Source organism: Haloprofundus salinisoli (genome assembly GCF_020097815.1).
Lineage (GTDB): Archaea > Halobacteriota > Halobacteria > Halobacteriales > Haloferacaceae > Haloprofundus > Haloprofundus salinisoli.
This window is the reverse complement of the sequence record NZ_CP083663.1, coordinates 2,043,618-2,066,739: the sequence shown is the minus strand read 5'-3', so window position 1 is coordinate 2,066,739 and position 23,122 is coordinate 2,043,618. Positions and strand designations below refer to the sequence as shown.

Annotated in this window: 22 protein-coding genes; 14 read left to right on the top strand and 8 right to left on the bottom strand. The window is 65.9% G+C overall.

What is annotated here, in order from left to right:
* Positions 1-21: 21 nt before the first annotated feature.
* Together LAQ73_RS10995 and LAQ73_RS10990 are read left to right on the top strand one after the other, a co-directional pair.
* Positions 22-1,695: a DUF255 domain-containing protein gene (locus LAQ73_RS10995; protein ID WP_224268332.1), complete on the top strand. Its 1,674-nt coding sequence runs from the start codon at positions 22-24 to the stop codon at positions 1,693-1,695.
* 63 nt (positions 1,696-1,758) lie between these two features.
* Positions 1,759-2,562 carry a TrmB family transcriptional regulator gene (locus LAQ73_RS10990; protein WP_224268331.1) on the top strand — a complete coding sequence of 268 codons (804 nt, stop codon included), beginning with the start codon at positions 1,759-1,761 and terminating at the stop codon, positions 2,560-2,562.
* On the opposite strand, the gene mptA is transcribed toward LAQ73_RS10990, so the two are convergent.
* The 5 genes from mptA to LAQ73_RS10965 form a co-directional block, all read right to left on the bottom strand.
* On the bottom strand, positions 2,559-3,485 hold the full coding sequence (mptA, locus tag LAQ73_RS10985) for a GTP cyclohydrolase MptA (RefSeq protein WP_224268330.1): 927 nt from the start codon (positions 3,483-3,485) through the stop codon (positions 2,559-2,561). The two genes, LAQ73_RS10990 and mptA, sit on opposite strands and share 4 nt — an antisense overlap.
* 107 nt (positions 3,486-3,592) lie before the next feature.
* Positions 3,593-4,009 carry a DUF7124 domain-containing protein gene (locus tag LAQ73_RS10980; RefSeq protein WP_224268329.1) on the bottom strand — a complete coding sequence of 139 codons (417 nt, stop codon included), beginning with the start codon at positions 4,007-4,009 and terminating at the stop codon, positions 3,593-3,595.
* Positions 4,010-4,062: 53 nt separating this feature from the next.
* Positions 4,063-4,272, bottom strand: a complete 210-nt coding sequence (locus tag LAQ73_RS10975; protein ID WP_224268328.1) for a DUF7979 domain-containing protein — start codon at positions 4,270-4,272, stop codon at positions 4,063-4,065.
* An 89-nt stretch (positions 4,273-4,361) separates the two neighbouring features.
* Positions 4,362-5,600: an NAD(P)/FAD-dependent oxidoreductase gene (locus LAQ73_RS10970; protein WP_224268327.1), complete on the bottom strand. Its 1,239-nt coding sequence runs from the start codon at positions 5,598-5,600 to the stop codon at positions 4,362-4,364.
* A 131-nt stretch (positions 5,601-5,731) separates the two neighbouring features.
* A complete protein-coding gene (locus tag LAQ73_RS10965) occupies positions 5,732-5,998 on the bottom strand; it encodes a hypothetical protein (protein ID WP_224268326.1) in 267 nt (88 codons plus the stop codon).
* 174 nt (positions 5,999-6,172) lie between these two features.
* Here LAQ73_RS10965 and LAQ73_RS10960 point away from each other — a divergent pair, with 174 nt between their 5' ends.
* From LAQ73_RS10960 to LAQ73_RS10935, 6 genes are all read left to right on the top strand, one after another.
* Entirely contained in the window at positions 6,173-6,778 is a 606-nt protein-coding gene (locus LAQ73_RS10960) for a DUF6149 family protein (RefSeq protein ID WP_224268325.1), read from the top strand.
* A gap of 133 nt (positions 6,779-6,911) precedes the next feature.
* Complete coding sequence (locus LAQ73_RS10955) at positions 6,912-7,715, top strand: ABC transporter ATP-binding protein (protein ID WP_224268324.1); 804 nt, start codon at positions 6,912-6,914, stop codon at positions 7,713-7,715.
* Positions 7,703-8,959 (top strand): ABC transporter permease, encoded by a 1,257-nt coding sequence (locus tag LAQ73_RS10950; protein ID WP_224268323.1) that lies wholly within the window; start codon positions 7,703-7,705, stop codon positions 8,957-8,959. Before LAQ73_RS10955 ends, LAQ73_RS10950 begins: the two co-directional genes overlap by 13 nt.
* A gap of 370 nt (positions 8,960-9,329) precedes the next feature.
* Positions 9,330-10,868, top strand: a complete 1,539-nt coding sequence (locus LAQ73_RS10945; protein ID WP_224268322.1) for an arylsulfotransferase family protein — start codon at positions 9,330-9,332, stop codon at positions 10,866-10,868.
* A 6-nt stretch (positions 10,869-10,874) separates the two neighbouring features.
* Entirely contained in the window at positions 10,875-12,551 is a 1,677-nt protein-coding gene (locus LAQ73_RS10940; RefSeq protein WP_224268321.1) for a glycosyltransferase family protein, read from the top strand.
* Positions 12,552-12,681: 130 nt separating this feature from the next.
* Positions 12,682-13,254, top strand: a complete 573-nt coding sequence (locus LAQ73_RS10935) for a GNAT family N-acetyltransferase (RefSeq protein ID WP_224268320.1) — start codon at positions 12,682-12,684, stop codon at positions 13,252-13,254.
* Here LAQ73_RS10935 and LAQ73_RS10930 read toward each other — a convergent pair whose 3' ends face one another.
* On the bottom strand, positions 13,255-14,649 hold the full coding sequence (locus LAQ73_RS10930) for an NAD(P)/FAD-dependent oxidoreductase (protein WP_224268319.1): 1,395 nt from the start codon (positions 14,647-14,649) through the stop codon (positions 13,255-13,257).
* 127 nt (positions 14,650-14,776) lie between these two features.
* On the opposite strand from LAQ73_RS10930, the gene LAQ73_RS10925 reads away from it, so the two are divergent.
* From LAQ73_RS10925 to carB, 3 genes are all read left to right on the top strand, one after another.
* On the top strand, positions 14,777-15,088 hold the full coding sequence (locus tag LAQ73_RS10925; protein WP_224268318.1) for a hypothetical protein: 312 nt from the start codon (positions 14,777-14,779) through the stop codon (positions 15,086-15,088).
* Positions 15,089-15,129: 41 nt separating this feature from the next.
* A complete protein-coding gene (locus LAQ73_RS10920) occupies positions 15,130-15,666 on the top strand; it encodes a DUF5815 family protein (protein WP_224268317.1) in 537 nt (178 codons plus the stop codon).
* 343 nt (positions 15,667-16,009) lie between these two features.
* Entirely contained in the window at positions 16,010-19,276 is a 3,267-nt protein-coding gene (gene carB / locus LAQ73_RS10915) for a carbamoyl-phosphate synthase large subunit (RefSeq protein WP_224268316.1), read from the top strand.
* A gap of 231 nt (positions 19,277-19,507) precedes the next feature.
* Here carB and LAQ73_RS10910 read toward each other — a convergent pair whose 3' ends face one another.
* A complete protein-coding gene (locus LAQ73_RS10910; RefSeq protein ID WP_224268315.1) occupies positions 19,508-20,380 on the bottom strand; it encodes an NAD(+)/NADH kinase in 873 nt (290 codons plus the stop codon).
* 148 nt (positions 20,381-20,528) lie between these two features.
* Here LAQ73_RS10910 and LAQ73_RS10905 point away from each other — a divergent pair, with 148 nt between their 5' ends.
* The 3 genes from LAQ73_RS10905 (at position 20,529) to LAQ73_RS10895 (ending at position 22,336) form a co-directional block, all read left to right on the top strand.
* Positions 20,529-21,647: a KaiC domain-containing protein gene (locus tag LAQ73_RS10905; protein WP_224268314.1), complete on the top strand. Its 1,119-nt coding sequence runs from the start codon at positions 20,529-20,531 to the stop codon at positions 21,645-21,647.
* An 85-nt stretch (positions 21,648-21,732) separates the two neighbouring features.
* Complete coding sequence (locus LAQ73_RS10900) at positions 21,733-21,972, top strand: amphi-Trp domain-containing protein (RefSeq protein WP_224268313.1); 240 nt, start codon at positions 21,733-21,735, stop codon at positions 21,970-21,972.
* Position 21,973: 1 nt separating this feature from the next.
* Positions 21,974-22,336: a hypothetical protein gene (locus LAQ73_RS10895; RefSeq protein ID WP_224268312.1), complete on the top strand. Its 363-nt coding sequence runs from the start codon at positions 21,974-21,976 to the stop codon at positions 22,334-22,336.
* Between the two features lie 329 nt (positions 22,337-22,665).
* Here the strand turns inward: LAQ73_RS10895 and LAQ73_RS10890 are convergent, their stop codons facing one another.
* Positions 22,666-23,085, bottom strand: a complete 420-nt coding sequence (locus LAQ73_RS10890; RefSeq protein ID WP_224268311.1) for a universal stress protein — start codon at positions 23,083-23,085, stop codon at positions 22,666-22,668.
* Between the last annotated feature and the right edge of the window lie 37 nt (positions 23,086-23,122).

The window sequence follows — 23,122 nt, the reverse complement described above, 5'->3', positions numbered from 1 at the left end:
GCTTACCCTCGGCGCTCACCGATGGTGGGTATGGACGACGAGACACGCGTCGAGTGGCGCGAGTGGGGACCGGCCGCGTTCGCCGAGGCGGCCGAAGCCGAGCAACCGCTGTTACTGTCGCTGTCGGCGACGTGGTGCGCCGGCTGTCACGAGATGGACGTCGAGACGTACGCCGAACCGCGCATCGCCGCGAACGTCAACGACGATTTCGTTCCCGTCCGTATCGACGTCGACCGTCAGCCGCGCGTCCGCGAGCGGTACAACATGGGCGGCTTTCCCTCGACGGTGTTTGCGACGCCCTCCGGGGCGGTCATCTCGGGGGCCGGTTATCTCGGCCCCGAGGGGATGCGGCAGGTTCTCGACAGCGTCCGCGAGACGTGGGCCGACCGCGGAAGCGACGCCGGCCGGGTGCCGCGCGCGCTCGGCGGCGACCCCACCCCGGTCGGCGACCTCTCGCCGGCTATCGAGGCGTACCTCGCGGGTCAACTCGGCGAGAAGTACGACGACGTCCACGCCGGGTGGGGCGACGACGCGAAGTTCCCGCTGCCGCGGACCGTCGAGTTCGCGCTGAAGCGCGATCGGAGCCAGGCGCTTCGGACGCTCGATGCGGTCCGCGACCACCTGTTCGACGACGTTTCCGGAGGCTTCTTCCGCTACGCGAGCGGCCGCGACTGGAGCGGCGTCCACCACGAGAAACTGCTGGACACGAACGCGGCGCTCGTCCGCGCGTTCGCCAACGCCTACCTCTACACCGGCGACGACGCCTACCGCCGACCCGCCGAGCGAACCATCGGCTTTCTCACCGACGACCTCTGGACCGGCGTCGCCGTCGGCGGGAGCGTCGGCCCGGCGGCGGGCCGCGACTACTACTCGCTGCCGGCCGACGACCGGGCGGAGACCACTCAACCGCGCGTCGACCTCACCGCGTTCGCGGGCGGCAACGCGCTGGCCGCCGACGCGATGCTCACCTACGCGGGCTACACCGACGACGAGCGCGCTCGAGAGTACGCCGAACGCGTCCTCGACTTCCTCGAAACCGACCTCGTCGACGACGACGGGACGGTGACACACTACCGGGGGGGCGACGACGTCGGCGAATCGCTGCTTGTAGGCGACCACGCTCGCGTCGTCGCCGCCTTCACCCGCGCACAGCAGGTGCTCGGAGAGGGTCTCGGCGTCGCCGAACGCGTCGCCGACAGGGCGATAGCCGAACTCCGCGACGACGGGTCGTTTCTCGACGGCCCGCGCGAGGGACCGGGCCTCCTCGACAGACCGTTCCGGCCGCTGGACGACAACGTCGAGATGGCCGGGGCGCTCTGTGACCTCGCGGTGCTGGCCGGCGACGACCGCTACCGGGAGGTCGCCCGCGGGACGGTCGAGGCGTTCGCCGGGGCCGCCGACCGAATCGGCGTGCAGGCAGCCGACTACGGCGCGGTGGCGGCGCGGCTCTGCGGCGATCCGTTGGTCGTCGCCGTCGCCGACGACCCCGGAAGCGACCTCCACCGAGCGGCGCTCCGCGTCGCCGACCACGAGAAGATCGTCGTACCGGACGCCGACGTCCTCCTCGACGACCGCGACCTCGAACGCGGCACGGCGACCGTGCTCGTCGGCGAGACGGCGCTGTCGGCGTCGACGCCCGACGAACTGATGGCGCGGGTGTCGGCGGCGACTCAAAACCTCGGCGGCAACAACTGACCGCGGCGAGTTTCCCGTGTAAACGTCCGGTGTGTTTATGTCCCGGGCGTGTGATTCACCCGCATGGCGAGTCTCCGAGACCTTGGATTGTCCGAGTACGAGGCACGTTCGTATCGAGCGCTCCTTCGGACGGGACCGACAACGGCCAAACAGTTGTCACGGGCTAGTGACGTTCCGATGGGGCGCATCTACGACGTGCTCAACAGTCTCGAACAGTACAGTCTCGTCCGGAGTCAGGCGGCGAGTCGACCGAAGAAGTACGTCGCCGTCGAACCCGACGCCGCGCTGGACCGTCTGCTCGAAGACAAGCGCCGGGAGCTCGAAGAGAAAGCCCAACAGTACGAGGGCATCGTCGACGAGTTGGTCGGCGAACTCGACGCCGGCGAACCCGTCGAAGGGCAGTTCTGGACGGCCGCCGTCGGGCCGAGCGAGACGATGGACCTGCTCGTCGAGCGCCTCGCGACGGCCGACGACCACGTCGTGATGGTCGCGGCGACGCCCTCGCCGCAGTTCGACCTCGGTACGGTGAGCGAGGCCGTCGTCGACGAACTGGCCGCGGCGTTGGACCGCGGCGTCTCGGTGTCGCTTCTGATGACGCCGGAGCTGGTGACGACGCTGCCGCCGAGCGTCGGCGAGCGCTACACGGAGGGGTTGTCGAAGCATCCCGAGTTCGAGGTGCGAACGAGCGAGAACGTGACGGGGACGTTCAACCTCATCGACGACGTGGAAGTATGTATCGAGGTGCCAAATCCGCTGGACCCGGGGGAGGCGCTGGCGATGATAGATCTGAAGGACCCGGAGTTCGCCGCCGACGTCCGGGCGGTGTTCGACCCGCGCTGGGAGTCGGCCGACCCGCTCTCGTTCTAGATGTCGAGTTCGCTGCGCAGCTGCTGCATCGTCACTTCTCGCTCGGCGTGGGCGTTGTGCTGGTGGATGGACTCGTCGTTCGACTGCTTCATGTGGATGACGGCGTCGTCCGGTAGCTGGTCGAACCGGTCGACGGCGTCCTCGGCCATCGAGCGCACGCAGTCCTCGACGAACTTCGCGTTCGCGTGCGCGTGGTAGGTCATGTGGTCCTCGTCGGGGCGCTTGGCGAGGTTGTAGATGCGCGCGCTCATCGAGTCGCGGGCGACGTCGATGATGTCCATCAGGTCCACGTCGGGCGACCCCTCGCTCGTCACGGTGAACGTGGCGTGACCGCGCTGGGAGTGACCCGGCTGCGGGACGGCGTCGAGAAACGCCTCGACCGTCTCGTCGTCGACGCCGAGGTCGACGAGTTCCTCGCGGGCGCGGGATGCGGACATCCCCTGCGAGCAGGGACAGACGGTCATGCCGGTGACGCGCGCGCCGATCTCCTCGTGAGTCCCCTCCTCGGTGGCGACGGCGCTGGCGATGATGGTCGCGGTACCCTGGGTCTGTTTGTCGCTGGCGGGGGTCCGCTCGCGCATGACGAGTTCGGCGGTCATCCGAATCTCGGCGGTGGAGGTGTAGTCGTGTTTTTCGAGCAGTCGTTCGGCGGCGTCGCCGCAGACGTCTTCGACTCGGTAACTCGGTTCCTCGACGGCCGCTTCCAGAGTCTCGTCGATGACCTCCATGTTGCGGCTCATGTCCGCACCCTTGCGGCTCGCCGGCAGGTCGACGAACACCTCGAAGTCGGCCATCAGGACGATGGGTCGCTTGCCGTCTCGGGCGAGTTTGACGAGTTTCTCGACGCCCGTGACGCCGACCTGACTGAGTCCGACGGTGACGTCGGGCTGGCTTGCCTGTACGTCAGGTAACTGGTGGCTCATTATCGGTGTCCAAGAACCGTCCGCGATTAGTGCTTTCGATACTGTCACTCGATGGATGTGCGGCGGTAGCCACCGTCGGTCGGAAGTCAGAGCGGAGCTTCGACCGCCTACGGCCAGTCGTCGCGCGTCTCGCCGTCGAAGGGGTCCTCCTCGGGGGCGTCGCCCGCGAGGTCCCACCCCGCCGCCTCCGTGGCCTGTTCGAGCGGGAGATACTCCCAGTCGGTCGCCTCCGCGAGTTCGCGGTCCTCGTCGGTCGTGCCGACGAACACGTGCCGGTCGGTGTCGAACTGGCGCTTGACGTTTTCGAGACTCTCCTCGACACCGCGCGGCCCCGAGAAGAAATCCTGTCGGATGCGCTCTTTGCGCGTGAAGTTCGTCACGACGTACGTCGGTTTCTCGCTGACGACGCCGACGTATTTGGTCCACTGTCTGGCGTCGTTGAACACCATGTTCGGGTCGGCCAGGCGCTTCAGCGCCTCCAACTCGAACGCGAGGGTCATGTCGGTTGAGCCACCGCCTTGCATACCTCCCTGTCGTCGTCGTCGTCCGAAAACGGCTTCGGTCCGGCGTGACTCGGTCAGTGAACCCGGTAGTAGTCGGTGAAAACGACGATGTCTCCGCTCCGGAGGTCGGAGACGGTGGCGGTGTTCGTTAGCTGGCCGTTCGCTGCTTCGAGGACGAGTTGCTGGGCGCTCTCGTCTAGTTCGTCGAAATGACGCACGCGCGCACCGGCCGGAACCGTCTCCGTTCGCGTCGCGGCGACCGTCGTATTCGTCGACTGTGCCATGTGGCAACTATTAACACGGACAATTATGAATCTTTTGGCAGCGCTAACGGTTGCGAAAGAGAGAGAGAGAACCGGCGGAGAGAGGCGGCTTACTGCTCTTGGGTGGCCGCGAGGTCGTCGAGGTCGATTTGCTTTTCGAGGAGGACCTCGGCCTGGTCGGCGACGACGCGCTCTTCGCGCATCAGTTTCTTCAGCGCGCTCTGCGCGGAGAGGTCGCCGATGAGGACGCCGCCGACGACTTTGCCGTCCTTGAACGCGATGCGCCGCCACTCGGTGTCGGAGTACTTGCGCTCTGCTTCCTCGTCGCCGATGGTCGGGTGGCCGAACGAGAGAAACGGGAAGTCGAAGTGAGTGATGGAGTACGACGAGACCCAGCGGAACTCCTTCTCCTCGCCGTGGACCATGTTGTAGCCCGCGATGGAACCCTGTTCGCGCGCGCTCCCCCACGACCCGTTCTGGGCGTACTCGCCGAGGAGGGTGTCGTAGAAGCGCGTCAGGTCACCCGCCGCGTAGATGTCGTCGACGCTCGACTGCATGTACTGGTCGACGACGACGCCGTCGTCCTGCTTGACGTCCGTGCCCTGCAGAATCTCGGTGTTGAAGTTCAGACCAATGGCGACGCCCGCCCAGTCGCAGTCGTAGTGGTCGCCGTTCGGGTCGACTGCACCGGTGATATGCCCGTCGTCGTCGACCTCGAAGTGGTCGACGCCGCTGTCGAAGACGGGTTCGACGCCCACGTCGCGCATCGCCTCGTGCATAATCTCTGCGCCCTCCTCCGAGAGCGCGTAGCGCCACCAGGCGTTGCCGCGCATCAGGTACTTCGCGGAGACGCCCTGCGCGCCGCAGATGGCAGCGAGGTCGATGCCGAGGAGGCCGGCACCGACGATGACGGCGCTCTCGCCCGCGTCGGCGCTCTCGCGGATTCGCCGGGCGTCCTGGAACGTCCAGAAGTGGTGGATGCCCTCGGCGTCGGAGTTGTCGACGGGCAGTTGCGTCGGCGTGCCGCCGGTGGCGACGAGCAGTTTGTCGTACGCCAGCGTCTCCTCTTCGTGCGTCGTGATCTCGTGGGCGTCGGGGTCGATGTTCTTGACGTGCGTGTTGAGGCGCAGGTCGATGTCGCGCTCGTCGTACCACGACTCGTCGTGAATCGAGATGGGTGCCTCCGGCAGTTTGCCTTTGGCGAACTCTTTGATGAGAATTCGATTGTAGAGGGCTTCACCCTCGTCCGTGATAACGGTGACTTCGGCGTCCGGTGCCTCCTCGCGGAGCGTCTCCGCCGCGGAACTCCCCGCGATACCGTCGCCGATAATCACGTACGATTCGGTCATGTGAGAGAGGTTCGTAACGAGGGTTAATGTGGGTTGCTATCCACTTATGCAGATTTCACCCCCGAACGCCTCGAAACGAGGGTGAGACGGTGACACTCGGGAGATGAGGCTACGTTGACGGCGACCGCCTCTCACTGTCTTCGACCGAGGAACCGTTCGGCCCGGCGCATCAACACACCCGGAAGCGCGAAGGCGAGGGGGAACCCGACGAGAAGCGCCAGGGCGAACGACCCGGGTCTGTCGAGGTACGGCATCGTCACTGCGACCGTCGCTCCGAGTCCGAGCACGCAAACGACGGTTAACCCGATATAAAGGACGAGCACGACGAGCGGGTCGCTATCGGTCGGCGCGGCCGTCGAATCGAGGAGGTCGCGCGCCGTCCGTAGAGTGTTTGCCACGACAGACGGAACGCGGGTGACGGTCAAAAAGATGACCAGAACACAGTTTCTGTTGTTCGTTCGTCATTTTCCGGAAGGTCCTCTCGTTTGACGAATCGGCCTGCAAAGTCGGCCAGTACGCCGTCCGCGCGGATACGCGTGTAGTTGAAGTCAATCGGGTTCTAACGGCCCGCTATGAAACTCCGTCAGAACGTCCGCCACTTCGCCGCCAAGCAGGCGCTCACTATGCCGGTCGTCGGCGACATCGCCACGAGAAAACTCGTCGACCTTCACGTGAACATCTTCGGCAAGAAAGCCGAGGAAGGCCGGCGCGAGGAGCGCGAACCGCACATGGAGGCGTTCTTCGACTGCACGTTCGACACGTACGTCGCCGCGCTCGACGCTGGCTTCCCCGAGGCGGAGGCGCGCGAAATCACCCACGTTCAAGCGAACTTCGACTTCTACAACCACGGCTGGACCGAGATGATGGAGATTCCGACCGACGAACTCGAAGCTCACTACGAGCGCTACGAGGAGTTCTTCCAGCGGTACGACATCACTATCGCCGACCCGCTGGGCACGTTCCGGAGCCGCGAGATTCCCGACGCGCCGTCGACGCCGGAGAAACTCGACGACCCAGAACACCCGTACGCCCAAGGCGGCTTCGCCGACGACGTGTACGTCGAAGGCGACGACGGCGAACTCCGCGTCGGCGGCCAAGAGGAACCCGAGGACGTCGACGTTCGCGCCGCGCCGGGGCTGCAGGACCTCGACGACGAAGACGAGGACGTTCGCGCGTAGCCACAATATGACAACTGAATAGGAGTCCCGACGCCGAAACGTCTCCGATAGTGAGGCGTTAACCGTCGAACGGGCCCGATATCGACCTGCGACAGCCACTACATCTTTTGTGCCCGACGCTCGTTTAGCGTACATGGACGCGCACACCGACGGTGGGAGACCGACTGAGGACACCGTCGTGTCACTGTCGGGGGCGTACAAAGTCTACGAACTCGGCGAACCGGTGCCGGTGCTCGACGACGTCTCCCTGAAAGTGCCGCGGGGGTCGTACACGAGCATCATGGGACCGAGCGGCTCCGGCAAAAGTACGCTTCTCAACCTCATCGGCTGTTTAGACACGCCCACGGCGGGCGAGATACGTATCGACGGGACGAACGTGACGAAGCTTTCGGACTCCGAGCGGGCGAACATTCGCGGCGAAAAGATCGGATTCGTCTTTCAGACGTTCAACTTGATGCCGCGGTTGACGGCGCTGGAGAACGTCGCCATGCCGCTGTCGTTCCGCAACGTTCCGCGGGAGGAACGGACGGAGCGAGCCGAATCGCTCTTAGCCGACGTCGGACTGGCGGACCGGGTCGACCACAAGCCGACGGAGCTCTCCGGCGGCCAGCGTCAGCGCGTCTCCATCGCCCGCGCGCTCGTCAACGACCCGGCGATCATCCTTGCGGACGAGCCGACCGGCAGCCTCGACAGCGAGACGAGTCGGCAGATAATGCATCTGTTCGAGGAGCTGTACCAGCGCGGGAACACGATTCTGATGGTAACTCACGAACGGGACATCGCCGAACACGCCGAGCGAATCGTCCACGTCCTCGACGGCGAGATAGAACGCGTCGAGGAACTCAGAGACCAACGTCGGATTCCATCCGTAGACGAGACCGAGCCCGTCCAGAACCCCGGTGAGGAAGCCACGGAGGGTGAAGCGTGGACCTCCTAGAGTGCCTCCGGATGAGCTGGCGGAGCATCGTCGGACACAAACTCCGCTCGACGCTGACAACGCTCGGCGTCATCATCGGCGTCGCCGCGGTCATCGCGTTCGTCACCCTCGGGGCGAGCCTGCAGGCGGACATCGTCAACACCATCGCCGGCAACAATCAGGACGTGATGTACGTCTCGGCGTCCTCGCAGACGCAAGGCGACATCCCGCAGCTCGGCCAGGGCGGACAGGCGGTGTTCACGCAGTACGACGTCGACCAGATTCGGCAGGTAGAGGGCGTCGCCGCCGCCGTCCCCGTCGGGGGTATCGCGACCGCGCAGGTGCGGTACAGAAACGATTCGGTGGGAAGACAGTGGGTGACGGTGTCGAGGCCGCAGTACTTCGAGCTGAAAGGCCAGCAGATCGTCGAGGGGAGAGCGTTTCGTCCCGGTCAACGGGAGGTGGTGTTGAACCGTCCGGCGGCGCAGATGTTCGCCGAGAACGTCACCGTCGGCGAGAACATCACACTCACGCGCGCGGCGAACGGCCAACCCATAAACGCCACCGTCGTCGGTATCGCGGAGACGTCCCAAGACGGGGCGGGCGCACTCACCGGCGGCGCACAGCCGAGTATCTACGGGCCGACGAATCCGTTCTACGAGCGGACGGTCATCAGCCCGAACACGCAACAGCAACAGCGAGTGTACTCGCAGGTGCTCGTCAGCGCCGGCAGCATCCAGGAGATAGAAGCGGTACAAGGTCGCATCATCTCGTATCTCACCGAACGCTCCGACGCGCGGGTGCTCAAAGCCGAGGGCTACCAGTTCGAGGTGACGACGTACGACCAGCTCGTCGACCAGATTCGACAGGTCAGCAGCACGTTCACCGCCTACATCACCGGTATCGCGGTCATCTCGCTCGTCGTCGGTGCTATCGGCATCGCGAACATCATGCTCGTCAGCGTCACCGAGCGGACTCGAGAAATCGGCATCATGAAAGCCGTCGGTGCCAAGCGCCGCGACATCATGGAGTTGTTCCTCCTGGAGGCGATACTGCTGGGGCTGTTCGGTTCCGTCTTCGGCGCGCTGGTGGGTATCAGCGGCGGCTACGCCGCGACGGTGCTCATAGACCTCCCCCTTCGGATTCGACCGCTCTGGTTCGTCGTCGCCGTCGTGGTCGGGCCTCTCGTCGGCGTGTTCGCCGGCCTCTACCCCGCCTGGAGCGCGTCGACAGTCGACCCGATAGATGCACTCAGACACGAGTAAACGACCGCAACGCGCCGTTTCCGGGCGAAGGTGTGGTGAGACTGCGGACGGACCGAACGGACGGCACCACGGAGACGGGGTGAACCCCCCGGCCCGAGAGACGGCGTGCGTCGCCGCGTCAGTCGCTCTCTACGGGTCGTTGCCGCGTCCGGGCGAAACGACGGGTCCGCCTCCGGCCGGGCGTAGGGAGTTCCTACGACGGGCCGAGCGACGACAGCGCCTCAAACCGGACTCTGACCGCGACTCGCTCGCGCCTCAATTGGACGTTTCCCGAAACGGGTGTCCTCCGCAGGCTGAGTGAAACAGGAGAAAACTCACGGCAACGATAGGGTCGATTATTATGTCGAAAGACGAAACGGGGAGTGAATGAGTGAACGTCTTCGACCGACGGGAAAGCGTCCCGTCGCGCATCGGCGGCGGACCCCTCCCGTCGCCGCCCGCGCTCGTCGGTCCGCAACTCGCATCGGCGGAGCGCGGACGAGGAGACGCAGCCGTCCCGAACGTCTTCGGTCGCTCCGGGTCGGTGTCTGAGATGACGTCCAGAACGGCCTCTCGTCTGGTGCTCGCGTCCGTCGTCGTTCTCTCGGCGCTGACGCTCGTCGTCGGCCAACAGACTGCCGGCGCGAGCGGCGGCGACGCCGCCGGCGTGTTCCTCGACGGCGCGAGCACCGAGGTCCCGCCCGCGAACGGGACGACCGTCATCGCGACCGATTCGAGCGCCGTTCTCGCCGACGAGGGCGACACGCCGCGGACGAACTCCGAACTCGTTGCGTTCGACGCCGACGGGTCGACGCTGTACTACAATGACACGTACAACCGGTACTGGGACGTCGACCCCAGTCCGGAGGGCGAGTACACGGTGCTGTACACCGCGTCGATGCACCTCAGCGGCGAGGAGTGCTCGGCGACGACCGTCTGCACCCGAAACGTCGTCGAACGGGTGAACCTCTCGACGGATGAGACGGAGCGCATCTACTCGCGTATCACGCCGCACAAGCACTCGACGCGGTGGCACGACGTCGACCGTGTCAACGAGACCCATTACGCCGTCGCCGACATCCACCGCGACCGGGTATTCGTCTTCGACGCCGAGACGGGGCTGACGACCTGGGAGTGGGAGGCCCAACAGGAGTTCCCGCTCGAGAGCGGCGGGGAGTTCCCCCGCGACTGGACCCACATCAACGACGTCGAGGTACTCGACGACGGTCGCCTGATGGTCAGCCTCCGCAATCAGGACCGCGTCGTCTTCTTGGACCCCCAGACCGGCCTGCAGGAGAACTGGACGCTCGGTGCCGAGGACGACTACGAGACGCTGTACGAGCAGCACAACCCCGACTACATCCCCGAGGAGAATGGCGGACCGGCCGTCCTGGTCGCCGACTCCGAGAACAACCGCGTGGTCGAGTACCAGCGCGAAGGGGAGTCGTGGAACCGGACGTGGACGTGGCAGGATTCGCGGATGCAGTGGGCCCGCGACGCCGACCGCTTGCCGAACGGCCACACGCTCGTCTCCGACTCCAACGGTAACCGCGTCTTCGAGGTGGACCGAAACGGCGAGATAATCTGGCAGGTCGACGTAGCGTTCCCCTACGAGGCCGAACGCCTCGAAACCGGCGACGAGTCCGAAGGCGGCGAGAGCGCCGCGAGTCTCGGCCTCCCCTCGCGGACCGTCGACGATGCCGGCGACGACGAGACGCTCTCGACGCGGGCGTGGCTCGCGGTCAGGGGCGTCGTCCCGGGGTCGCTACTCAACGGTGTCGTCTATCTGACTCCCGGCTGGATGGGACCGCTCGAAGCCGGCGCACTGCTCGCGTTCGCGCTCGTCGGCACCGGATGGGCCGTCCTCGAACTGCGCTGGTCGCCGTACCGACTCGAACTCCGAACACCCGCGCGCCTCCGGAAGAAGTAACTGACGATGATGGACCCACGAAAACTGACGAACACGGACAGTGTACGGCGACGACAGGCGTCGAGATTCGGCCGTATCGAGGCCGTCGCCAGCGAGTTCGCGTGGCTCGCACCCGCGATTATCGTCGCGTTGGCGACGTACACCGCCTACGTCGTCACGCACCCGTTCCCCGCCTTCGGTGCCGGCCTCTTTCTGTACATGGCCGAGCATATCATCCGCGAGGGGTACGCGCTGCCGGCGGTCATCCCGCACTACACGCCGGAGGGAATCCCCTTCGCCTACCCGCCGTTGGGGTTCTACATCGCCGCGGTGCTGCACGACGCGTTCGGCCTCTCGTATCTGACGATAAGCCGCTATCTGCCCGGATTCCTGACCGTCGTCTATCTCGTGCCGTTCTACCTGCTCGCGTGCGAACTGCTGCGGTCCGAACGGCAGGCCGGACTCGCCGCCATCCTCGTCGCCGTCGGGCCGCCGATTCTGCAGTGGCACATCTCCGGCGGCGGGTTCGTCCGGTCGCTCGGCGCGGTGTGGCTCTACAGCGGTCTCTACACCGGGTTGAAGCTGTTTACGACGCGGGACCGACGGTGGTTGTGGCCGTCGGTACTGCTGTTCGCGCTGACGATACTGACACATCCGGTGTACACGGCCTTCTTCGGCCTATCGTACATTTGGCTGTTCGTCTACTTCGACCGAAGCCTCACCGGACTGCTCGAAGGAGCGGCCGTCGCTCTCGGCGGTATCACGCTCACTTCACCGTGGTGGCTGACGGTGATTTCGCACCACGGCGTCAGCATCTTCGCCGGCGCGGCGGGGACCCACGGCGGTATCGGCAAGCAACTGTTCGAGCTAGTTCCGACGTTCGTCCCCGGGTCGGCGTCGTTCAACCCGCCGGCGGTGCTGTTCTCCATCCGTCCGGGACTGTTCAACCTCCAGTCGTTCGGGATGATCATCATCTCGTTGTTCTTCGTGCTGTACATCTTCTCGGGCGTCTACCTCGCCTGGCGGCGCGAGTTCTTCCTCCCCGGCTGGTTCGCGCTCTGTGTCATCTTCGTCTCGAAGCCGCGGTTCGTCTTCACCCTCGGGCCGCTGATGTCCGCCGTCGTCATCTTCGACGTGCTTCGGCTGACGTACCGTCGGCTCTCGATCTCGCCGCAGCGTCGGAAGCGGGCCGAACTGGCGACGATATTCATCGTGGCGATTCTCGGGATGAGCGTCTCGGTGTTCTACGCGGGCGGACATCTCGACTCACACGCCGGGAGTACCTCGCAACCGGCGTTCATCAACGGTTCGGACGTCGAGGCGATGGAGTGGGTCGACGCCAACACCGAACCCGACGCCACCTTCGTCGTCGTCGGCGACGCCGCCGAGTGGTTCCCGCTGTACACCGACCGGACGATTCTCGTCGGTCCGTGGGGGGTGGAGTGGCGCGGGCAGGCGCAGTACCAACACCAACTCGGCCTGTTCAATCGGTTCTCGACCTGTCGGAGCGAAGCGTGTCTCACGAAGTATCTCACCGAATCGGGCACGACGCCGGATTATCTGTACGTCCCGAAGGGCGAGTACTCGGTGCGCGGGATGGAGAACATCCAGTCCGCGGAGATGCAACAGGAGCTCATCGACTCGGGACGGTACGAACTCGCCTACGAGAACCGCGGGGTCATGGTGTTCAAGCTCGTCGAGTGACGCCACGAGGGTCTCGGTCTCGCTGTACCCCCGTCGCCGCTTGGCCCTCGTAGCCGGAGGTGGCGAGTCGACGCGGCAGGACGAAACTGTCGACCGGAAGACGTATTTCGACGGTCGCGGTCGCTCTCGTATGCCCGGAGCACTCGTCGCGCGTGGCGAACGCGTCACCGTACGAACGTTCGAGACCGAGGACGTCCCGTTTCTCCAGCGGTCGCACGCGAACCCCGAGATTCGATACCCGATGGGAACGCCGCTGAAGAGTCAGGCGGAACTCGAACCGTGGACCGACGACGAAACGGACCGCCTCGTGGTCTGTCTCGACGACGAGGACGCCCACCCCGGCGACGCCGACGCGAACCACGTCACGCCGCTCGGCGTCGTCGCCGTCGAAGACGCCGACTGGCGTCGCCCGGAACTCACCTACTGGCTGGTCCCCGAAGCCCACGGCGAGGGGTACGGAAAAGAGGCGGTGTCGCTGGCTATCGACTACGTCTTCCGCAGCTACGCCCACCCGGCGGTCGGCGCGTGCGCCTACGAGTCCAACGACGCGTCGCGTGGACTGCTGGAGTCGCTCGGCTTCGACGAGGAGGGACGGACGCGCATGGCCTACTTCGTCGACGGCGAGTACGTCGATACGATTCAGTACGGGCTGCTTCGCCGCGAGTGGGACGAGTCGCGCCGGCGACGCGACGACGGCGCGTAGTCAGTCGGTTCGCCCTTTCTCGTCGATTCGGTCGGCGCACTCGTAACCCGCGACGATGCCGCCGTTGAGGCTCCGTTCAGGGTACTGGGCGGCGCTGGCCATCCCCGCGTAGTAGATGCCCTCGCCGATGTCGTCGCTCAGGTCGTAGGGGACGACCATGTCGCGGTAGCCGCGCTCGTAGACGGGCGCGGCGCGGGGGTTGCGCGCGAGACGGAACTCGCTGACGAGGCGGCGGTGGAAGTTCGGGAACATCGTCTCCAACTCCGAGAGCCACGTCTCCTCGACCTCCTCGTCGGACATCTGCCAGAGCTCCTCCTCGTAATCTTGGATGTAGCTGGCGACGTACATGAGGTGGTCGCCGCCGTAGCGCTCCGGCGGGACGAAGTTCGTGTGTTCGATGAGCGCCCCGAACGGCGCGTCGTGGGCGACGTTGAGCCAGTACGTGTCGGTCAGTTGCTCGTCCATCGTCAGCACCGCGCAGACCGCACCCTGGAAGTCGATGTCGCAGTGGTAGCCGGTGAGCTCTTCGAGGACGTTCGGCATCGTCGCGCAGACGACGGCGTCGGTCTCGTACGTCGTCGCGGTCGCATCCGATTCCGCCGCTTCCGCGGCCGCGCTACCTACGGCCCCGCCGTCGGCGGCCACAGCGTCGTCAGCGCCGTCCTGCTCGACGGTTATCGAGTCGACGCCGTCGTCGCCCATCTCCAGTTCGGTCACGCGGGCGTTCGTGACGATGTTCTCGCGGCCGACGGCGTCGACGAGCGCGTCGATGAAGGGAGCGAACCCGCCCCGGAAGTAGCCGAGAATCTCGCCGCGCAGCAGGTCGCGCTCGCCGCGGAACTTCACGCGACCGAGCAGCCACGCCGCGCTCACGTCGTCCTTCCGACTGCCGAACTTCGCGTCGAGGAGGGGTTCGAAGAAGTTGTCGTAGACGCCCTGGGTCGTGTGCTCGACGATAAACTCCTTCAGCGGGACGTGCTCGAAATCTTCGAGGCTCTCGTAGGTGTCGAACTTCGGCTTCCCCTCGCGCACGTCTATCTCCTGGGTGAGCATGGCGAGGCGGAACTTGTCGTACACGCTCAGATGCGGGAAGGCGAGAATCTCCCAGGGGGTGTCCATCGGGTACACCGCGCCGTCGAAGTAGTAGCCGTTCTTGCCGACGAGCCACTCCAGTCGGTCGCCGACGCCGAGTTCCTCGGCGAGTTCGACGATAGTCTCCTCGGACTTCGAGAGGTGGTGGTAGAACTTCTCTATCGGGTCGCCTTTCGTCTCGTAGACGGCCGCGAGACCGCCGACCTGGTCGCTGGCCTCGAAGACGCGCACGTCGTGACCGTGCTGTTGGAGGCGATACGCGCAGGCGAGTCCGGCGATGCCGCCGCCGACGACGCTTATCATATCCACTACTGCGGCGTATCGAGGTAAGTCGCTTATGGCTGGTTCGGGTCGGTAGGCGCTGGTTACCACCCCGTGGGCGGTTCTGTGACCACCGAGCTATTTGGCGCTCTCTCACGTATCTCGCTCCATGGCAGATCAACCGGACGTCGACGTGGACGTCGAAGTGGAAGTGGAAGTCGACCGGCAGGAGCTCGAGATCGAGGTGGGCGAGACGCGCAGCGCCGAGGCCGAACTGGAAGTCGACGGCGTCTCCATCGAGGTGGAACTCGAAATCGAGGGCGTCGAATTCGAGGCCGGCGAGGAGGACGCCGAACTGAGCGAGTTCGAGGAGTCGACCGAGGACGTCGCCCCCGGGGGCGTCGACGCGGCGAGCGAAAGCGAGAGCGACATCGAGGAGGCGGAGTCGGAGGACGAGAACGACGAAGACGACGAGGAGTGAGCAAGCGCGTTTTTTAAACCTTCGAGGCTGCAATCGGAGGTATGGCACAACCGCGCGTCCCCGGAGGCGGGGGCGACGAACTCGAACTCCCCTGCGGCGAGACCAAACGCGTCAGAGACCTCGACCTGGGGCTGCGCGAGTTCGACTGCGCGTGCGGCGAGACGCACGCCGTCGTCACCGACTCCCATCCCCCCGAGCGGTTTCTCCCCGAGTTCCTCGTCGAGGTGCTGCGCGAGGCCATCGAGACGACCAGCGAGGAGATGCCGGAGTTCGGCACGCCGCACCTGATGGGTATCGTCCTCGAAGAGTTCCCCGGTCGCGTCGTCAGCGAGGACGTGAGCGAAGACCAGCAGGTGGGCTACGCGATGGTGTGGGTCACCGACTTCGACTCGCGTCGACTGCACGAGATAATCATCGAGCTCGTCGTCGAACTGATGGAGCACGCCGTCAGTCACGCCGACGACGACGCCGCGCTCTCGCAGTTCGAGACGGAGATGCTCCAGTTCGACGTCGGCGAGTTCGTCGAACAGTACCGCGCCGAGCGCGACTTTTCGTCGGACGACGTGTACGCGCAGTGAGCGTCCGGCGCGACGCGGAGTCGAGTCGAGACGCGCGTCGGGAGAGACCGAACGTCAGTAGGTGTCCGACCAGTCGCCGTACTGAAAAGTGACATCTAGTTCTTCGCATCCGGAGGCCGCGAGCGACGTGTCCCATACACACCGCTTCTGGCGCGTCTCAGGCCGCGTGAGGCGGTGGCATCGGTCCGAGCGACCAACTCGGTCAGTGGTAGCTCCGGCGATTCCGCAACTGTGCTCTGACTGACGGTCGCCCGTCGCGTCGGCGCTGCGATATTCGAAAAGTGGTTACGTATATCGCATTGTTTCGCCGGGCTTATTACGATGTGCGAACTTCCATGGAACGATGACCGACGAGGAACCCTCGACAGACCAGCAGGCGACGTCCGACGACCGGACCATCCTGCTCATCGGTAGCGGCCCCATCCAGATCGGACAGGCGGCGGAGTTCGACTACTCTGGCGCGCAAGCGTGCCGGGCGCTCCGAGAGGAGGGGGCGCGAGTCGTCCTCGTCAACTCGAACCCGGCGACCATCATGACCGACCCGGAGATGGCCGACCGCGTCTACATCGAACCCATCACGACCGAGGCCATCTCGGAGATAATCGAGAAGGAGCAACCCGACGGCGTCATCGCCGGCCTCGGCGGCCAGACGGGACTGAACGTCACCGCCGAACTCGCCGAGGAGGGCGTGTTGGAGGAACACGACGTCGAAATCATGGGCACGCCGCTGGACACCATCTACGCGACGGAGGACCGCGACCTCTTCCGTCAGCGCATGGAGAAGATCGGCCAGCCCGTCCCGCGCTCGACGACCATCTCGCTCGGCGAGGGCGAAACGGTGACGAACCTCGACGAGGCGGCGCTGCGCGACCGCATCGACGCCGCCGTCGAGGAAGTCGGCGGCCTCCCCGTCATCGCGCGCACGACCTACACCCTCGGCGGATCGGGGTCGGGCGTCGTCGACGAGATGGAGGAGCTGGTCGAGCGCGTCCGCAAGGGGCTTCGCCTCTCGCGCAACAGCGAGGTGCTCGTCACCGAGTCCATCGCCGGCTGGGTCGAACTCGAATACGAGGTGATGCGCGACGCCGACGACTCCTGCATCATCATCTGCAACATGGAGAACCTCGACCCGATGGGAATCCACACCGGCGAGTCGGTCGTCGTGACGCCCTCGCAGGTGATTCCCGACGACGGCCACCAGGAGATGCGCGACGCCGCGCTCGAAGTTATCCGTGAGCTGGGCATCCAGGGCGGCTGTAACATCCAGTTCGCCTGGCGCGACGACGGTACCCCCGGCGGCGAGTACCGCGTCGTCGAGGTGAACCCGCGCGTCTCGCGCTCCTCGGCGCTGGCGTCGAAGGCGACGGGCTACCCCATCGCCCGCGTGACGGCGAAAGTCGCCCTCGGTAAGCGCCTCCACGAGATCGAAAACGAGATCACCGGCGAGACGACCGCCGCCTTCGAGCCGGCCATCGACTACATTGTGACGAAGGTGCCGCGCTGGCCCAAGGACAAGTTCGAGGACGTCGACTTCACGCTCGGAACGGCGATGAAGTCGACCGGCGAGGCGATGGCCATCGGCCGGACGTTCGAGGAGTCGCTGCTGAAGGCGCTCCGCTCCTCGGAGTACGAACCCGCCGTCGACTGGGCCGACGTGACAGACGAGCAATTAGAGGCAGAGTACCTCGAGAAGCCGACGCCGGACCGCCCGTACGCGATGTTCGAGGCGTTCGAGCGCGGTTACACCGTCGCCGACGTGGCGGAACTGACGGGTATCGAGTCGTGGTACGTCGAACGGTACGGCCGCGTCGTCGAATCGACCGTCGCCGCCGCGGAGGGTGACTTCTCCGCGGCCGCGTCGGCGGGGCTCACGAACGCCACCGTCGCCGCGACGGCGGGCGTCGGCGTCGAGGAAGTCGAGATGAGCGTCCCGGACCGCTCGTTCAAGCAGGTCGACACCTGCGCCGGCGAGTTCGAGGCGTCGACACCGTACTACTACTCGGCGAGGCAACCCGAGTTCCTCAACGGCGATCCGCTCGACGAGGTCCGCGTCGACCGCGACGCGACCAGCGTCGTCGTCGTCGGCGGCGGCCCCATCCGTATCGGCCAGGGCGTCGAGTTCGACTACTGCGCGGTGCACGCGGTCCGCGCGCTCCGCGAGATGGGTAGCGAGGCGCTACGCGCCTCGGGCGATTCGAGCGGGCAAGGCCCGCGAGAACACATCGACGCCCACGTCGTCAACAACAATCCCGAGACGGTCTCCACCGATTACGACACCTCCGACGGCCTGTTCTTCGAGCCGATAACCGCCGAGGAGGTCGCCGACGTCATCGAGGCGACCGGCGCCGACGGCGTGATGGTGCAGTTCGGCGGGCAGACCTCGGTGAACGTCGGCGAACCGCTGGAGAGAGAGCTCCAGCGCAGAGGTCTCGACTGCGAGATTCTCGGCACCACCGTCGAGGCGATGGACCTCGCGGAGGACCGCGACCGGTTCAACGCGCTGATGGAGGAGATGGGCATCGCCCAACCGCGCGGTGGGACGGCGACGACGAAGACCGAGGCGCTGGAACTCGCCAACGACATCGGCTACCCCGTGCTCGTCCGCCCGAGCTACGTCCTCGGCGGCCGCGCGATGCGCGTCGTCGACGACGACGACGAGCTGGAGACCTATATCCAAGAAGCCGTCCGCGTCAGTCCCGACAAACCCATCCTCGTCGACGAGTTCCTCGACGGCGCGGTGGAGCTCGACGTCGACGCCGTCGCCGACGGCGAGGACGTGATAATCGGCGGCGTGATGGAACACGTCGAGTCCGCGGGCGTCCACTCCGGCGACTCCGCCTGCGTCATCCCGCCGCAGTCGCTCGACGCCGAGACGATGGGTCGCGTGCGCGAGGTCACCGAAGACATCGCCCGCGCGTTGGAGACGGTGGGTCTGTTGAACGTCCAGTTGGCCGTGAAAGACGGCGAGGTGTACGTTCTCGAAGCGAACCCGCGCTCCTCGCGGACGGTGCCGTTCGTCTCGAAGGCCGCCGGCGTCCCCATCGCCAAACTCGCGGCGAAGGTGATGGCGGGCGCGTCGCTCGCCGACCTCGACACCGAAGAGCGGATTCCCGAGCACCCGAGCGTCAAGGAGGTCGTCCTGCCGTTCGACCGCCTGCCGGGGAGCGACCCGCGCCTCGGCCCGGAGATGAAGTCGACCGGCGAGGTGATGGGGACCGCGCGCTCGTTCGGCAAGGCGTACGAGAAGGCGCAGTCGGCCGCCGGGTCGCCGATTCCCGAAGGCGGGACGGCGGTCGTCTCGTTCCTTGGCGACTCGTTCCCCGCGCCGGAGAGCGAGGAAGCCGACGCCCTCCGCGAGGAACTCGCCGCCGCCTACGACCTCGGCGAGTTCGGCGACGTGACCGCGGCGATCCGTAAAGGCGACGTGGACCTCGTCGTCTCCGACGACCGCGACCTGCTCGAAACATGCGTCTCCGAGGAGGTGCCGTACTTCTCGACGGCGGCGAGCACGGAGGCGGCGCTGGCGGCGCTGGACGTCCGCGACGAACCGCTCGACGTGATGGCCGTCTCGGACCGCCCGCGTCGGACGGCCGAGTGGGGCCGTAACTGAGCGGTCCGACGACCGTCTCGGCGTTCTCTTGCCTCTGCAGCCTTCGCCGAGCGGACTGTCCGTCGCTCGTGTAAAAGCCGTTATGCGACCCGAACGCGTAGGTTAACTCACAGGGGCGACCGTTGCACGGGGATTGGTGACCTGGTCACCTGCAAATCGCGTGCCCGCAGCGGTCGTTCCTGACTTTTCGTCCGAGAGCTGAGCGACGAGAGAGCGGCGGCAATCGCCTGCTCAGTCGAGTTTGTTGAGCGCCTCGAAGAAGTCCGAGGAGGGTCCGGCGATGCGCAGCGGCGTCTCCGCCCGGCGAATCTCGACCTCCGTCGGCGGTTCGACGGGGTAAGAGTGCTTGCCGTCGCTGACGACGACGGCGTCGTCGGTGGTGCCGTCGTCGTTTCCGAGTCGTCCGCCGGACGCACCCCACCCGCCGACGGCGTTCACCGTCACGGTCACCGTGGCGTCGGGGGCGACGAGAAGCGGCGGCATCCCCTCGTCGGGGCACATCTCGTTGACGACGAGGCCGCCGACGCTCGGGTGGACGAGCGGCCCGCGCTCGCTCAGGTTGTACGCCGTGCTCCCCGTCGGCGTCGACACGAGGAGCCCGTCGGCGTGGCCGCTGGTGTACAGCGAGCCGTCGAGTCTCACTTCGAGGTCGACGCCGCCGCCGCGGCCTCGACGACCGCCCTGGACGACGATCTCGTTCGTCGCGGGGTCGCTTCGCCATCCGTCGCCGACGGCGACGAGCCGGGGGACGACGCGGACGCGCTGGTCGCCGTCGCGGACGGCGGCGACTTCCGCGAGCACCGCTTCGACGGCGTCGTCGGGGCCGACGGCGTTCAGAAAGCCGACCTCACCGAGGTTGACGCCGAGAATCGGCGTGCCGTCGGCACCGCTGGCCGCGAAGAGAAACGTCCCGTCGCCGCCGATACTGACGATGAGGTCGCAGTCGCCGAGCGTCTCGACCGGTCGACCGTCGAGACCGAGCGACCGGCCCGTCGCTTCGTCGAGCGTCACGGAGGCGTCTACGGCCGAGAGCTGCTCTCGAAGTTCTTCGGCGAGCGCGGTCGCTCTGGTGTTTCCCTTCTGAGCGACGATGCCGACGTTCATGACACGGCTTCGCCCGCGGCCGTCAAAAGCGCACCGTACGGGCAACATTGATAGCGGCGGCATCCGAGAGACGGACGATGAGCAGTCGACCGCCAGGGGGGAGTCGCCGCATCGGACACGATGGTGACGAACGCGCGACGGAGAGACGATGAGCGACGACGACTGGTTCGAACGGGCGCTCCGAGACGAGGAGGGCGGAGGCGATGGAGACGACGGAGGCGACGCACGCAGCGAAGGCGACGAGAGCGCCGACGCGAAAGACGGCGAGAGCGCCGGGAGAACACCCGACTCGACCGACCGCGCCGCGAACGAGGGGAACACCGGTCGGCCGACGGCATCCGAGACGTCCGCCGGTGGTGACTTCGGGTTCGGAGGCGTCGGAGACGACGAGTTCGAGGCCGGAGGCGGCGGCGGTGGAAACGGCGAGTTCGGCTTCGGAAGCGGTCCCGGCGGCGGCGGAGACGACGACTTCGGCTTCGGAGAGTTCGGCGACGCCGGGGCGGGCGGCGAGGAGTTCGGGTTCGGCGGCGGAGGCGACGACTTCGGCGGCGACGCGGAGTTCGACTCCAGTATCGAGCGCGTCAGAATCGGTATCGACGGCCTCGACGAGATGATTCTCGGCGGCGTCCCAAAACGGTCGCTCATGGTGGCCATCGGCAGCGCCGGCACCGGAAAGACGACGTTCGGCCTCCAGTTCCTCGACGAGGCGCTGCGGAACGACGGTCGGGCCGTGTTCATCACCCTCGAACAGAGCCGCGAGGCGGTGCTGGCGACCGCCGAGGAGAAAGGGTGGCCGTTCCGGCAGTACGTCGAGGAGGACCGCCTGGCCGTCGTCGAACTCGACCCCATCGAGATGGCCAACAGTCTGGCGAGCATCCGCAACGACCTCCCCGAACTCGTCGAGGAGTTCGGTGCCGACAGACTCGTCCTCGACTCGGTGTCGCTCCTGGAGATGATGTACGACCACCCCTCGAAACGCCGCAGCGAGGTGTTCGAGTTCGCCCGCTCGCTCAAGGAGGTCGGCGTGACGACGATGCTCACCTCCGAGGCGAAGGAGGACAGCCCCTACACCTCCAAACACGGTATCGTGGAGTATCTCACCGACGCGGTGTTCGTCCTCCAGTACGTCCGTCCGTCGAACTTCCGCGAGACGCGGCTCGCCATCGAGATTCAGAAGATACGCGACGCCAACCACTCTCGAGAGACGAAGCCGTACGAAATCACCCAAAACGGCATCAGTGTCTACCGGCAGGCGAACATCTTCTGAGCGAACGGTTTCCTGTGGTGAATTTCCGCTTTAACTGACAGTCGGCCGACTTTTATCTCCTTTTGCGTTGTACAGAGAAACACGTATGGCCGACAAAACAGAGAGTAAACAGGAGCAGACCAGATCGCAGTTCGCGAGCTATCTGCGAAGTCTGGCCGACCAGTTGGAGTCGGGCGACGAAGTCCGACTGACCGTCGGAAACAAAGATGTGACCGTACACCCGCCGGAGTCGTTCGACACCGAAGTGTCGGTGGTCGAGCGGTCCGCGGCACTTCGAGGGAACAAAGAGACGATCGAGCTCACCGCCGAGTGGAAGGTGAAGTGAGATGGCGCTCGTCGACAGCATCCTCATCGTGCTCGTCAACCTGCTCGTCGGGGGACTGGGTCTCTACCTCGGGGTGAGACTGCTCATCGACAAGCAGGCGAGTTTCGCTTACGCCGTCGTGACGGCGGCCATCGGCGCGCTCGTCTGGGGACTCGTCAGTTTCTTCTTCGGCTGGCTCCCGATACTCGGGCCGGTGTTGACGCTTCTGGCCTGGATCGGCGTCATCAATTGGCGTTACCCCGGCGGATGGGGTAGCGCCACCGCCATCGGTGTCGTCGCGTGGGTGGCCGCCGTCGTGGTACTGTACGTCCTCGGTATCTTCGGACTCGTCGAACTCACCGCACTGGGCATCCCCGGTGCCTAAGCGAGACGAGCGACGAACCGTCGGCCCCGTTTTCGCAGACCTCCGATCTCGTGTCGAAATCCGCAGGATTCGGACGCTGCCGTGAGCCACGACTCCCTATAGCTCGCAGTTAGCGTCTCCGTCGGCTCGCCTGCGGCAAACATCCAGATGACAGCCGCGTCGACGCCACCCACTCCAGCGCCAGGAGCGCGGCGTATCGACGCCTCGTCTACGGCGCGAACGGCTCGTAGTGGACTATCTCGTCCACCGAGCGTCGCCAACGTCACGGGTTCGTACTCGTCGCCGATGCCGAACGCCTCGACGAACGCGTCGGCGTCGAACCGAGTCGGTCACCTGACGACGGTCACGGGCACCGGCGACTCGCGGACGACGGCCTCGGTGACGCTCCCGAGGAGGATTCGCGAGACGCCGCTTCGGCCGTGACTGCCCATCACCACGTGGTCGAACTCCCCGTCCTCGACGGCGTCGAGAATCGTTCTGGTCGGACGTCCGACCCCCGTCCGCGTCCGTACCGAGTGGTCAACGATCGACGACGCGTCGGCGAGAAGCAACGCCGAGCGCTCCTTCTCGCTCTCGAACCACTCCTCCGCGCCACTGGGTATCCCGGTGCTCGGGTTGCCGCCCCCCTCTGCGGGGTTGATGACGTGCAGTATCGTCACCTCCGCGTCGGGCCACTCGTCGGCGACGAACGAGAGCGCCGCCGTCGACTGCGGTGACCCGTCGACCGGAATCAAGATATGTTTTGGCATGGCACGATATACGGCCTGCAGCGGGTAAAATGCGTTT

What these genes read in the sequence shown, in the direction of transcription:
- LAQ73_RS10995 (WP_224268332.1), top strand. Translation starts at nt 22, where the DNA reads ATGGTGGGTATGGACGACGAGACACGCGTCGAGTGGCGCGAGTGGGGA.
- LAQ73_RS10990 (WP_224268331.1), top strand. Translation starts at nt 1,759, where the DNA reads ATGGCGAGTCTCCGAGACCTTGGATTGTCCGAGTACGAGGCACGTTCG.
- mptA (WP_224268330.1), bottom strand. Translation starts at nt 3,485, where the DNA reads ATGAGCCACCAGTTACCTGACGTACAGGCAAGCCAGCCCGACGTCACC.
- LAQ73_RS10980 (WP_224268329.1), bottom strand. Translation starts at nt 4,009, where the DNA reads ATGCAAGGCGGTGGCTCAACCGACATGACCCTCGCGTTCGAGTTGGAG.
- LAQ73_RS10975 (WP_224268328.1), bottom strand. Translation starts at nt 4,272, where the DNA reads ATGGCACAGTCGACGAATACGACGGTCGCCGCGACGCGAACGGAGACG.
- LAQ73_RS10970 (WP_224268327.1), bottom strand. Translation starts at nt 5,600, where the DNA reads ATGACCGAATCGTACGTGATTATCGGCGACGGTATCGCGGGGAGTTCC.
- LAQ73_RS10960 (WP_224268325.1), top strand. Translation starts at nt 6,173, where the DNA reads ATGAAACTCCGTCAGAACGTCCGCCACTTCGCCGCCAAGCAGGCGCTC.
- LAQ73_RS10955 (WP_224268324.1), top strand. Translation starts at nt 6,912, where the DNA reads ATGGACGCGCACACCGACGGTGGGAGACCGACTGAGGACACCGTCGTG.
- LAQ73_RS10940 (WP_224268321.1), top strand. Translation starts at nt 10,875, where the DNA reads ATGATGGACCCACGAAAACTGACGAACACGGACAGTGTACGGCGACGA.
- LAQ73_RS10935 (WP_224268320.1), top strand. Translation starts at nt 12,682, where the DNA reads ATGCCCGGAGCACTCGTCGCGCGTGGCGAACGCGTCACCGTACGAACG.
- LAQ73_RS10930 (WP_224268319.1), bottom strand. Translation starts at nt 14,649, where the DNA reads ATGATAAGCGTCGTCGGCGGCGGCATCGCCGGACTCGCCTGCGCGTAT.
- LAQ73_RS10925 (WP_224268318.1), top strand. Translation starts at nt 14,777, where the DNA reads ATGGCAGATCAACCGGACGTCGACGTGGACGTCGAAGTGGAAGTGGAA.
- LAQ73_RS10920 (WP_224268317.1), top strand. Translation starts at nt 15,130, where the DNA reads ATGGCACAACCGCGCGTCCCCGGAGGCGGGGGCGACGAACTCGAACTC.
- carB (WP_224268316.1), top strand. Translation starts at nt 16,010, where the DNA reads ATGACCGACGAGGAACCCTCGACAGACCAGCAGGCGACGTCCGACGAC.
- LAQ73_RS10910 (WP_224268315.1), bottom strand. Translation starts at nt 20,380, where the DNA reads ATGAACGTCGGCATCGTCGCTCAGAAGGGAAACACCAGAGCGACCGCG.
- LAQ73_RS10905 (WP_224268314.1), top strand. Translation starts at nt 20,529, where the DNA reads ATGAGCGACGACGACTGGTTCGAACGGGCGCTCCGAGACGAGGAGGGC.
- LAQ73_RS10900 (WP_224268313.1), top strand. Translation starts at nt 21,733, where the DNA reads ATGGCCGACAAAACAGAGAGTAAACAGGAGCAGACCAGATCGCAGTTC.
- LAQ73_RS10895 (WP_224268312.1), top strand. Translation starts at nt 21,974, where the DNA reads ATGGCGCTCGTCGACAGCATCCTCATCGTGCTCGTCAACCTGCTCGTC.
- LAQ73_RS10890 (WP_224268311.1), bottom strand. Translation starts at nt 23,085, where the DNA reads ATGCCAAAACATATCTTGATTCCGGTCGACGGGTCACCGCAGTCGACG.